This is a genomic window from Acidovorax sp. LjRoot204 (genome assembly GCF_056175785.1).
This window is the reverse complement of record NZ_JBGFFF010000014.1, coordinates 1-11877: the sequence shown is the minus strand read 5'-3', so window position 1 is coordinate 11877 and position 11877 is coordinate 1. Positions and strand designations below refer to the sequence as shown.

At 63.4% G+C, this 11877-nt stretch carries 8 protein-coding genes and 1 pseudogene; 7 read left to right on the top strand and 2 right to left on the bottom strand.

What is annotated here, in order from left to right; translation table 11 throughout:
- Positions 1-121: 121 nt before the first annotated feature.
- The 4 genes from ada to AC04MI_RS04840 all read left to right on the top strand — a co-directional run bounded on the left by ada (position 122) and on the right by AC04MI_RS04840 (position 3775).
- Positions 122-1255, top strand: coding sequence for a bifunctional DNA-binding transcriptional regulator/O6-methylguanine-DNA methyltransferase Ada (ada, locus tag AC04MI_RS04855; RefSeq protein ID WP_476497198.1), 1134 nt, complete (start codon positions 122-124; stop codon positions 1253-1255).
- Between the two features lie 41 nt (positions 1256-1296).
- A complete protein-coding gene (locus tag AC04MI_RS04850) occupies positions 1297-2007 on the top strand; it encodes a 2OG-Fe(II) oxygenase (protein WP_476497206.1) in 711 nt (236 codons plus the stop codon).
- A gap of 55 nt (positions 2008-2062) precedes the next feature.
- Positions 2063-2716, top strand: coding sequence for a DNA oxidative demethylase AlkB (alkB, locus tag AC04MI_RS04845; RefSeq protein ID WP_476497197.1), 654 nt, complete (start codon positions 2063-2065; stop codon positions 2714-2716).
- Positions 2717-3040: 324 nt separating this feature from the next.
- Complete coding sequence (locus AC04MI_RS04840) at positions 3041-3775, top strand: hypothetical protein (RefSeq protein ID WP_476497196.1); 735 nt, start codon at positions 3041-3043, stop codon at positions 3773-3775.
- A gap of 53 nt (positions 3776-3828) precedes the next feature.
- On the opposite strand, the gene AC04MI_RS04835 is transcribed toward AC04MI_RS04840, so the two are convergent.
- Entirely contained in the window at positions 3829-4941 is a 1113-nt protein-coding gene (locus AC04MI_RS04835) for a DUF3592 domain-containing protein (RefSeq protein WP_436077245.1), read from the bottom strand.
- A gap of 309 nt (positions 4942-5250) precedes the next feature.
- Here AC04MI_RS04835 and AC04MI_RS04830 point away from each other — a divergent pair, with 309 nt between their 5' ends.
- A complete protein-coding gene (locus AC04MI_RS04830; protein ID WP_056744734.1) occupies positions 5251-5772 on the top strand; it encodes an EVE domain-containing protein in 522 nt (173 codons plus the stop codon).
- A gap of 31 nt (positions 5773-5803) precedes the next feature.
- Here the strand turns inward: AC04MI_RS04830 and AC04MI_RS04825 are convergent, their stop codons facing one another.
- Positions 5804-8608 (bottom strand): PAS domain S-box protein, encoded by a 2805-nt coding sequence (locus tag AC04MI_RS04825; protein WP_056744732.1) that lies wholly within the window; start codon positions 8606-8608, stop codon positions 5804-5806.
- 152 nt (positions 8609-8760) lie between these two features.
- Here AC04MI_RS04825 and AC04MI_RS04820 point away from each other — a divergent pair.
- Both AC04MI_RS04820 and AC04MI_RS04815 read left to right on the top strand, forming a co-directional pair.
- Positions 8761-9168 (top strand): annotated as a pseudogene (locus tag AC04MI_RS04820) (flavodoxin family protein); the annotation flags it as partial.
- A gap of 138 nt (positions 9169-9306) precedes the next feature.
- On the top strand, positions 9307-11877 hold a 2571-nt coding region (locus tag AC04MI_RS04815), incomplete at its 3' end, for a Tn3 family transposase (RefSeq protein ID WP_476497195.1).

Sequence of the window (11877 nt, the reverse complement as noted above, 5' to 3'; positions counted from 1 at the left end):
CAAAAGCAAGCTTCGGAGTGCGCCCCACGGCCTCCGTCCCTAGAGTGCATGGCATTGCAACCCACCTAGTGAGCCCTGCACCATGATGAATGTGTCCGCTCTTCTTCCCCGCAGCACCCGCATGCCCACCCGCCACCGTCCCAACACCAAAGCCGCGCAGGCAGCCGCCACCCAGGCCGACCCGCGCTGGGCGGCAGTGGTGGCGCGCAGCACTGAGGCCGATGGAACGTTCTGGTACTCGGTGCAGACCACGGGCGTGTACTGCCGCCCCAGCTGCGCGTCGCGCACACCCCGGCCAGAGAACGTGCTGTTCCATGCCAGTTGCGACGATGCGGAGCGCGCCGGGTTCCGCCCCTGCCAGCGCTGCAAGCCGCGCCAGGCCACCGCGCTGTCGCACCACGCGGCGCTGGTGACGGAAGCCTGCCGCATCATCGAAAGCGCTGCGCCCGGTCAGGCACCCACCCTCGATGCACTGGCAGCACGTGTGGGCCTGAGTGCCTCGCACCTGCACCGCATCTTCAAGCAGGCCACGGGCCTCACCCCCAAGGCCTATGCGGTGGCCCAGCGCGCGCAGCGGCTTCGCAGTGCGCTCGACAGCCCGACCACGGACTCGGTGACGGACGCCATTTATGGCGCGGGCTACCAGTCCAGCAGCCGGTTTTACAAACAGTCTGCCCAGGTGCTGGGCATGCGGCCCAGCCACTACCGCGCACGGGGCGCATCGCAAGACATCCGCTTTGCCATCGGCCAGTGCTCGCTGGGCGCAATTCTGGTGGCGCAGAGCGACCGGGGCATCTGCGCGATCTTGCTGGGCGACGACCCTGACGCGCTGCTGCGCGAGCTGCAGGACCGGTTTGCGCAGGCCCGACTGATTGGCGGCGACACCGCGTTTGAAGCCCTGGTGGCACAGGTGGTGGCGTTTGTCGAGGCCCCGGGCCTGGGGCTGAACCTGCCGCTGGATGTGCGCGGCACCGCGTTCCAGCAGCGGGTGTGGCGGGTGCTGCAGGCCATCCCGGCCGGGCAGACGGCCAGCTATGCCGAGGTGGCCCAGCGCATCGGCAGCCCCAAGGCCGTGCGGGCCGTGGCCCAGGCTTGTGCAGCCAATGGGCTGGCAGTGGCCATCCCGTGCCACCGGGTGGTGAAGAGCGATGGCGCGCTGTCGGGCTACCGCTGGGGCGTGGAGCGCAAACGCGCCCTGCTGGCGCGCGAGTGCGATGCAGAAGCGGCCCCGCTGCCGGCGGAGCAGGTGGCATGAGCGTGGCGGCTTTTTCCAGCCCGGGCACGCTGGCGGATAGCGTGTGGCACCAGCGCGCGGCCACCTTCGACTGGCAAACCGCCAGCGAGGTCCTGCACCAGCAAGGCAATGCCGTGCTGCCCCAGTTGCTGAATACTGCCGAGTGCGCCGCCCTGGCGCAGTTGTACGGCCACGCGCAAGAGGGCACCTTTCGCAGCCGCGTGGTGATGCAGCGCCACGGCTTTGGCCAGGGTGAATACCGGTATTTCAGCTACCCGCTGCCCGACCTGGTGGCGGGCCTGCGCGGGGCGCTGTATCCACATCTGGCCCCCATCGCCAACCAATGGAACACCGCGATGGGCATCGACGTACGCTACCCCGCGCAGCATGCCGACTTCATCGCCCGTTGCCACGCCGCAGGCCAGGTGCGTCCCACCCCGCTGCTGCTGCAGTACGGGCCGGGCGACTACAACTGCCTGCACCAGGACCTGTACGGCGAACATGTGTTTCCGCTGCAGGTGGCCATCCTGCTGTCGGAGCCGGGGCGAGACTTCACCGGCGGCGAGTTCGTGCTGACCGAGCAGCGCCCGCGCATGCAGTCGCGGGCCGAGGTGGTGCCGCTCTCGCGCGGCGACGCCGTGGTGTTTGCCGTGCACCACCGCCCCGCGCAAGGCACGCGCGGGCCCTACCGCGTACAGATGCGCCATGGCGTGAGCCGCTTGCGCAGCGGGCAGCGGCACACGCTGGGCATCATCTTTCATGATGCTCAATGAGGTTGTCACCGCCAAAGCCGTTGCAGGCAGCCCCTCGCCAAAGATGACAGATGCCATGACCGCCAGCCTGTTCGACGACCCACCCCAGCCCGCCCGGCCACCCGAGGTGCTGGAGCCCGGCGCCCTGGTGCTGCGCGGCTTTGCGCTGGCGCAGGCGGCGGACTTGCTGGCTGCGGTGCAGCAGATCACCGCCCAGGCGCCCTTCAGGCACCTCGTCACTCCCGGCGGCCTGACCATGTCGGTGGCCATGACCAACTGCGGCGCGCTGGGCTGGGTGAGTGACCGCAGCGGTTACCGCTATGACCCCACTGACCCACAGACCGGCCAGCGCTGGCCCGCCATGCCGCCGCTGTTTCGCCAGCTGGCGCTCGATGCAGCGCAGGCCGCAGGCTTTGCCCACTTTGCGCCCGACGCCTGCCTCATCAACCGCTATGCCCCCGGCACACGCCTGTCACTGCACCAGGACCGCGACGAAGGCAACTACGCCCACCCCATCGTGTCGGTGTCGCTGGGTGTTTCGGCGATGTTTCTGTGGGGTGGTGCGCAGCGGGCGGACAAGACCCGCCGTATTGCGCTGCTGCACGGCGATGTGGTGGTCTGGGGCGGGCCTGCGCGCTTGCGGTTTCATGGTGTGCTGCCCTTGCCCGAAGCACACCACCCGCTGACGGGTGCACACCGCATCAACCTCACTTTTCGCACAGCAGGCTGAACTACTGGCGCATGCTTCACGCCTGCCAAGGTGCGGCTGCTAACGGCATGGAAAAAGTCGATTCATTTTTTCCCAGTGAGGCCGTACGCAATCAGCCCAAATGATCAGGAAAAAATCGCACGTGCGATCGATAAATACACAAGCACACCGAAGCAATGATTTGAAACAAATTAAAAACTTGGCACCGATCACCAGCAACGAGACGCCTATAAGATTCGTTCGCCCTATAGAGTCAAGAGAGCTCCATTTCGGGTGACGCAATATGTGCGGGCAGATGTTTTACAACATGGCTCGCGCCAAATACAAATCAACGTCTTAGTAGCCATGAAATTTTTCAAACATACCATTATTACCAGCTTAGTCATCACTGCATCGTCCATTTTCGCACAATCACTCCCAGACATTGGAGGGGTGAAAATTGGGGCATTGCTTGCCACACAAAAACCGCTGATGGAAAAGGTGAATACGGACTACAAATTCAGCGAAATCAAGACCCGCGAAGGTAAAGTGGTTGGAATTCAGGGAATTGCAGAAAGCAAGGAAAACAAAGTCAATGACCACATGATTGCGCTGCAGGATGACTCTGGAAAAATTTGGTTTTTGGGACGTGCTCAAAAATACCCAGAAGGGGGCTATATTCCCACAGCAACTATTATTTCAGCACTGAAGCAGAAATATGGTGCCCCGTCTGACGTTACACCCGATCAGCTGTCCATGCTGTGGGCTTATGACAGAAATTATGCCTTGACGACAATTAAGGGATCTACCATGTGCCCCTTTGGAGCGGGCGGCAACGTCACCACGCCACGCACAGATTTATCCAGATTAAAAGGCGACAGCATTAACTTGGCCGTACCAGCGGCCTTTGAGCCAAACTGTGGTATTCAAATGAATGCAAAATTGAATCGCCACTATGGCTCCGACATGATCACCGGATCAGCGATCCAAATCGTTGACCACAAGGTTCGCTACGACGTGCTGGAAAAGAAAAACAATGAAGAAGAAGCCGCGCGGAAAAAGGCGCTGGATGCCATGAAAGATAACAAGCCCAAGCTGTAACACGCCGGCTGCGCAGGTAACAAGGCCAGGGGTCCCGCGGTCTGTACATGCGGTTAGCGGACGTTGTAGCCTGTGGCGCTACCGATGGATGCGAGCATCCGGTCCGCTTCCTTGCGCCCCCGCAGATCCTGAGCCACCGTGATCCTCCTGCCGCTGTGCAGCAGAGCTTCAATGCGGAAATACACCTCGCGGCGGTTGTTGATCTCCATGGAGTAGCTTTCGGTCACACACAGCCGGACGATATCGTGGGGAGGCACCTGGTGCCAGCGCAGCATCAGGCCCAGCAGGCGACGCTCGGTGCGCAGGCCGGTGTGGTCCAGCTGCACGCGCAGGCTGTTGGCGATGGCGTAGAAGCTGGCCAGCAGCACCACACCGCCCACACCGCCAAACAGCAGGCGGAACAGCCACGGCGCCACATCGCCCGATGATTCCTGCTCCCAGGGCACCAGCGCCCCGACGGTCAAAAACACAGCCCCCACCAAGGCCAGCGCTAGCTTGAGTCCCCACCATCGGCCGGCAGGAAAGTACATGGCCACCCCGCCGGGCGTGCGCTCCACCCGCCCGGGCATGCCTGCCGCCAGCGACTGGGCGCCGCTGCCCGCACGGTCCTGCGCGGCCCGGGCTGGGCGCAGCACATGCACCAGCAGGCCCACACCCACACCGCCAAACACCACCACAAACACCATCTTCAGGGCCAGCAGGCCGGGCCGCAGGCTGCGGTCAATGACGGCATCCGCCGGATCGGACGAACTGACCCAGACCTGAACGGGCGCGCCGTCGCGCAGTGCCTGCTCCAGCCGCGCACCCAGCGCTTCCTGAAAATCGCCCACGTTGTCGCCACCACCGCTGATCGCCACGCGCTCGCCCTGGTACTCACGGCCCGCCACCTGATAGCGGTAGGTGGCCTTGACGGTGTAGGAGCTGGATTTGCTGCTGCGGCTGGTTTCCAGCCGCGCAGCCACCACCGTGGCAGGAACGGGTTGCCACCACTGCATGCGTGCCCAGTCGTACAGCGTGGGCAGCACACTGAGCAGCAGCATGCCCACACCCACGGCTGCAAATGGCAGGGCAAACAGGCCCAGCAGCCAGCCTCCAGCGCGCTTGCCGCCACGGGCAGCCGGGTCGCGTGCACCCTGCGCATGGGTTGAGGGAGAGCGTTTGGTCATGGACAAAGTTCAGGGCAAATAAGACAACAAACCGACGCGGTGATGGCCCTGGTGAGTGCCGCCACATTCGGCCTGGACCGGGGCGACCAGCCTTGCACGGTCAGATTCTGCGGCGCGTCCCCGGGCTGCGCAATCTGCCATGCGGACAGCAGCCCATTTCAACGCGTTGGCAGCCGATTTATGGAGTTTTTGGCCAAAAGCGCTGGTGGAACATGCCTTTACAGCTATCATATAGATAGCAATTTCATTGCCTGCGACTTGGGCTACGGCGCCCGCCACCACCCTCGGCATCTTTGACAGAATGCGTCCATGGTCACCGCTCCCCCCCCTTCACACCCCTCGCACGCCGCCGCGGGCCGCCCGGCCCAGTTCTGGCTCATGAAGTCCGAGCCGGACGAGTGCTCCATCGACGACGCTCTGGCCGCGCCCAAAGCCACCGTCCCCTGGACCGGCGTGCGCAACTACCAGGCCCGCAACTTCATGCGCGATGCGATGCAGGTGGGTGACGGCGTGCTGTTCTACCACTCCAGCTGCCCCGAGCCCGGCATCGCCGGCCTGGCCCGCGTGGCCAGCGGCACCCGCCCCGACCCTACCCAGTTCGACCCCACATCGCCTTACCACGACCCCAAGTCCCCGGCAGACAACCCTCGTTGGCTGTTGCTGGACGTGCAGGCCGTGCGCAAGACACGGCTGATCAGCCTGGCCGAGCTGCGCGCCCACCCGGCACTGGCGGACATGCGGGTGCTGCAAAAGGGCAGCCGCCTGTCGATCACGCCGGTGGAGGCGTCTGAGTGGGACTACATCACTGGGGTGCTGATGCGGGGCGACTGATAGGTATTGGTGCAGCGGGGCCCAGGAAGGGTCACAAGCTGCGCTCGGCCGACACATGCCCCTTGTCGGCGTACATGGCCTGGTCCGCCGCACGCAGCAGCTCGAACGTGGTGGTGCCATCGCGGGGGTAAAGGGCGGTGCCGACGGCGGCCGACACGCTCACCACGCGGCCCTCACCCAGATCGATGGGCTGCTCGATGGCCGCCATCACCCGGCGCAGCGCCTGGTCGACCTCGGCCGGGTCCTTCACGGCGGTGAGCACCAGCACAAATTCGTCACCACCGATGCGGGCCGCCGTGTCGTTGCCCCGCACCTGCTTCAGCAGGCGGCGGGCGGTGACCTTGAGCACCTCGTCGCCCATGTCGTGCCCGTAGCGGTCGTTGATGGGCTTGAAGCCGTTGAGATCGAGATAACACACTGCCGCCTGGGTCTGGGTGCGGTCGCTCAGGGCAAAAGCCTGGGCCATGCGGTCGGCCAGCAGCAGCCGGTTGGGCAGGTGGGTGAGCCCATCGTGGAAGGCGATGTGCTCCACCTGCTCCTGGTACTGCTTCATGGCGGTGATGTCCTGCATGAGCCAGAGCGACTCGCCCTGCCCCTCCAGCAATACCCCATTGACGTCGATCCACACGATCTCTCCCGTCACCTTGCGCATGCGGCGCTGCTGCCGGTAGTGCTGGCCCGAGGCCAGCACCGCGTAGGCATCGCGGCCAAAAGCCAGAAAGTCCTCCTGGTCCACGTACATCTCTTCCGTCGTGCGCCCCTGCAGCGTGCCGGGCGCATAGCCAAAGATGCGTTCCAGCGCCGGGTTGCGCCAGACGATGACGCGGTCCTTGACCTTGGCGATGCCGATCAGGTCGTTGTCCAGCATCGCCTGCTGTTCCAGGTTCAGGGTGTGCAGCTGCTGGCGCGCGGCGTGCAGCTCGCTCACGTCGTACATGATGGAGCGGCTCATCACATAGTCGCCCTGCGCATTGAGGATGGCGGTGGACGACACGCTCACCCGCCGCTGGACGCCGCCACGGCCACACAGGTTGAACTCCAGCGGTCCGATCTTGCCCGTCTGCAAGAACACCGGAAAACACGCGGTGAACAGCGCCTTGCCCTCGTCATCAAAAAAGTCTGCGGGGCCCAGCTTGCCGATGACCTCCTCGCGCGGCAGGCCCAACCACTGCAGGGTGAGCAGGTTCAGGTGCACATATTTGCCCTGGTGGTCCAGCGCGTAGTACCCGCAGGGCGCGTGGTCATACAGGTCCTGGAATTGCTCTGAGGCCTTTGCCAGCTCGGCCTCCAGCTGGCGGCGCTCGGTGATGTCACGCCCCACAGACTGCCATTCCACCAGCTGCCCCGCATCGTCAAACAGCGCACGGTTGCTGAACTGGCACCAGCGGATGGAACCATCGCCCGACACCACGCGGTTTTCGATCACCACCAGCGGATTGCGAGGGTGGATGGCGGCGAGCTTCTGTGTGACCAAGGGCAAATCATCCGGGTACACGATGGGCGACCATACTCGCCCCAAGACATCCTCGCGGCGCAGATGAAAGAGCCTGCAGAACGCATCGTTCACAAACGTCATGCGGTTGTTAGCGTCAAAGCGGCAGATGATCTCGGTCTGGTCTTCGAGAATCGACAGGTAGCGCTGCTCGCTTTGCTGCAGGGCCTGGGTGCGCTCGATCACGCGATGCTCCAGCTCGGCGTTGGCCTGCTCCAGCGCGGCCTTGCCGTCTATCAGGCCCAGGGTCATGTTCTGCAGGGCGGAGCGCAGATGCTGGAACTCCACCGTGTCCATTTCAAAATCAAGCGCCGCCACCTGGCCCGAGGCCTGCACCTGGCGAGCCGCCTCGGCCAGCCGCTCCACCGGCTGGCTAAAGCGCCGCGCCGCCCAGTAGGCCAGAGCCACCAGCAGGGCCGCCATCAGTCCCAGCAGCAGCGCGAGCAGCGTGTGCAAGCGGTTGATGGGCGCAAGCGCCATCTCCAGCGGCTGCCGCGTGACCAGCATCCAGCCCAGGTCCGTGACCGTCTGCGCACGCACCGGCACCACGGCGGTCAGGTACGTCTCCTTGGGGTCATCGCCCCAGGACATGACCTGGAACGTACCCTGAGACGGAAGAATGGGCAGCGCCGCACGGGGCTGCTCGACCGCGCCTGCAGTATTGATGACGCCATCCTTGTTCACCAGCAGAACCTCCAGCCCGCCTGTCATCGGGGACTGTGGTGTGGCGCGGCGAATGATGTCCTGCACCCAGGCCCAGTTCACATGGGCCGACACCACGCCTTTGAGTACCGAGTCCTGTCCCCGGACGGGCGACGCATAGTCCATGAACCGCAGAGGCACCGGGCTGCCGGGTGCGCGCAGCAGTTTATCCAGCAACACCGCATCGTGGGCATCGCCCACATAGGGTCCTTGCTGGCCCGCGCTGAACCAGGGGCGCTGCGACACGTTTTGTCCCCGCAGCAGGTTGCCGGTGGACACCTGCACCACGCCCTGCGCGTCGGTCACGCCAATCCATGAGTAAAACGGGTAGGACTGGCGGATTTGCTCCAGGTGCGCCTGCAGTTGGGGTGCGTAGCCGTCGTCACGGGTCAGCATGGGCAGGTAGCTGAGCAACGCGATCTCGCGCTCACGCTCTTGCATGCCCTGGGCCAGCGCCAGCGCGATGGGCTGGCTGGCACTGACCAGTGATTGGCCACTCAGCTCGGTCAGGTGCCGCGTCAGCACCTGGTCGGCCACCAAGCCAATCGCCAACCCCGCCAGGACGGCCGTACCGCCAAACAGCAAGGTCAGCCGCGAGCGTGTGGTCTGCAGCCATGAAGACACAGCAGGCATCAGGGTCATGAGGCAGCGGGCATTTCAGTGTTTGACAGCCGTCGATTCTGGCATCGAAAGCGCTGTGCAAGTCGCCGCCCGGCAACGCTGCAGGGTGGTAGAAACCCGTTCGGTGACGCGCCCTGCTTCGCTGCCAGTGCCGCTGCCTCTATGCTGCCCCCATGACCGCTGCCAAAACCCTGCTGATCGTCTACCACTCCCACACCGGCGGCACCCGGCAGATGGTGGACGCGGCCTGCGCAGGCGCAGCAGCGGCCGATAGCGGTGTGGCGGTGCGCTTGCTGCACGCGCCACAGGCCCAGGCCGCCGATGTGCTGGTGGCGGACGGCTATCTGTTTGCCACCCCAGAAAACCTTGCAGCTGTCAGCGGCCTGCTCAAGGATTTTTTTGACCGCACCTACTATGCGGCGCTCGACCAGATCAATGGCCGCCCCTACGCCACCCTTGTCTGCGCTGGCAGCGACGGAACCAATGCCGCCCGCCAGATCGCACGCATCGCCACGGGCTGGCGTCTGCGGCCCGGGGCGGACCCGCTGATTGTCTGCACCCACGCGCAAACGCCCGAAGCGGGGTGATCTCACTTTCCGTGCAGAAAACCCGGTTAAGAGCTACGGGTTAACCCGCACCTTTTTATTGTCTGGAATTATCAGTAGCGAATACGTAGACTGCAGCAGGCTTGCGACCGCGCCAGCCATGGGAGGACCAGCTTGTCTAGCTACTACCTACGTTTCGTTGGCGCCGATACCCTGCCCAAATCGCTATCTAAGCGGGAGGTCGAAGAGTGCTTTGGGCTGAGCATTGAAGACATCCAGGAGCTGCGCCCGCCCAGGTTCAGAGGGACTGCACGCCTTGGCGCTGCAGTTCAACTGGTCATGCTGCGCGCTACGGGGCGGCACCCCGATGCCTTTTCAGGTCTCCCCTCCGTCCTGCTGCGGTACCTGACTTCAGCGCTTGGCATGAACGCGACGGACATCGCCTCGGTGACCTCGCTGTACAAGGACAAGGACACGCGGTATGAGCACCAGCTCTGGGCACGGGAACGTGTCGGCTTCGCGGTAGTAGACGACGACACCACAAAACCGCTCCTGGCAGATGCCCTGGCGGAGCTTTCCGCCTCAGCGGTATCGGTCGATGACCTTATCCAACAGTCAGAACACTGGCTTTTTGATCGACGGCTCGTCCTGCCGGGTGACCGGACACTGCGCGACATGGCGCGCATGGCATTTGCTGAGCAGGAGAATGCCGCAATCGCAGCGATCCGCGCCTGTGCGCCACCCAAACAGGTTCAGGCGGCGCTCTCGCACGCATTCTCAAAGCGATCAGGGCCCGGGGGGCACACCGTACTGGAGTGGCTGCGCACACCCCCAGGAAAGCACGGGCAGCTCACGTTGAGCGAGGTCACCAAGAAAATCGAGTGCCTCAAATCACTGCAAGTTCACAAGTGGAAGCTGTCGGCGATTCCATTGAATCGTCTCAGGGCGTACAGCCAGGAGGTGATCAATCGTCCACCCTCCGCGACGAAGTTTCTCTCCGAGGATCAGCGCGATCTGCGCATCGTCTCTTTCCTGCATGTCACCCTCTTGGATCAGACCGATCTCGCCGCAGACATCGGTGCGCGATGTCTCACGGATCTCTATCGCAAGGCCTCTGGCAAGGTCCTCAAGAAGCAAGCCGAAAGTGCTGTGGATCTGCGTGCTGAGCGTGTCAGGCTCAAGGACATACTCTACGACACGCAGTTGACCGATGCTCAGATCGTCGCGGCGATGCGCGATCTGGTGCCCAAGAATGGAGAAAACTTTGCCGGTACGCGGGCTCAATTCGTCCGGGAAACACTGGTGAAAGAACAAGCGCCGCGTATGTCGGCCCTGCTCAATGCCCTCGGAGTCCTTGAGATCAAAGGCGAGGAAACGGACAAGGCGCTCAAGCAGCTCAAGACGCTGCGCGATTTGTCCAAACGCGGCATCAGCAGCCTTCCCGAGGGGTTTGATGTGTCGGTTGCGGACCCAAGCTGGCACTCGCTGCTGGAAGGCCCTGATCGCAAGGTTGCTCTTGCAGCTCTCAAAGCAAGCGCAGCGACTTCTTTGAAGAAAGCGATCAAAGGCGGAAAGCTGTGGCTGGAACACAGCAGCCGCCATCGCAACCGTGCCGATCAGCTGATACCCGAAACGCAGTGGGCCGAGAAGCACAAGTCGCTGATCCGTGCTTTGAGCTTGACCGACAATCCCGATAAGTTCCTGGAGCGCGTGCTGGGACGGGTCAAAGCGGGCATCGGCCAGCTGGTGCAGGCCGTCGAGGACGGGGCTTTGACCATAGACAGCCAGGGGCATATTCACATTGCACCGATTCAGGCGCTTGAAGTCGAACCTCAGGTCACCAAGACACGCGAGAGCATGTTCAACATGATCGGCGATGCCCAGTTTGGCAACATGCTGGTCGAGATCGACGCAAAAAGCGGCTTTAGCCAGGCTCTGCTAGGCCGCAGGGCCAAAGACATGGCTGAACTGAAGGCCGTCTACGGCGCCCTATACACACACGGAACAGAGAACACTGCCAAAGGCGTATGCGCGATGATCCCAGGCCTGCAGGTGTCTCAGGTCACTATGGCCATGCGTGCAACGGAGGCCAGTGGCCGTTTGCGGGAAGCCAACTCACGGGTCATTGAGTTCCAGCAAAGCATGCCTATTGCCAAACTCTGGGGCCTGGGCGACAAAGCATCCTCTGATTCGATGACGCTCGACACGTCACGGTACCTGCACTCAGCGCGCATGGAGTACCGCCGCAAGCAGCATGGCGTTGGCATCTATGTGCACATGCTTGATACCTGGGCACTGTTCCACGACCAGCCCATCGTGATCAACGACCGGCAAGCAGCGCCAGCGGTGGACGGTGTCGAGGCGCACAACTGTTCCCGCCGCGAGGACCAGATCCGACTGTCCCTACTCGCTGTGGACACCCATGGCTACACCAACGCAGCGATGGCCATCGCCAAGTTGCTGGGCTTCGATCTGTGCGTCCGTTTGCGCCAATTGTCGGAACGTAAGATGTTCTTGGCCAGGGGGGACACTGTGCCGGAAGCTTTGGAGCGCCTAACCGTTGGGAAAGTCTCGCTTGGGAAGATTCGAGCCGGATGGATGGACCTACTGCACCTGGTTGCCTCTATCCGACAAGGACGCTTGACAGCTGGAGAAGCCATCGCCCGCCTTGGCAGCGCGGCGCGGGGCGATCCCGTGCACGCTGCCGCAGACGAGTTGGGCAAGTTGCTTCGTACGATCTTTTTG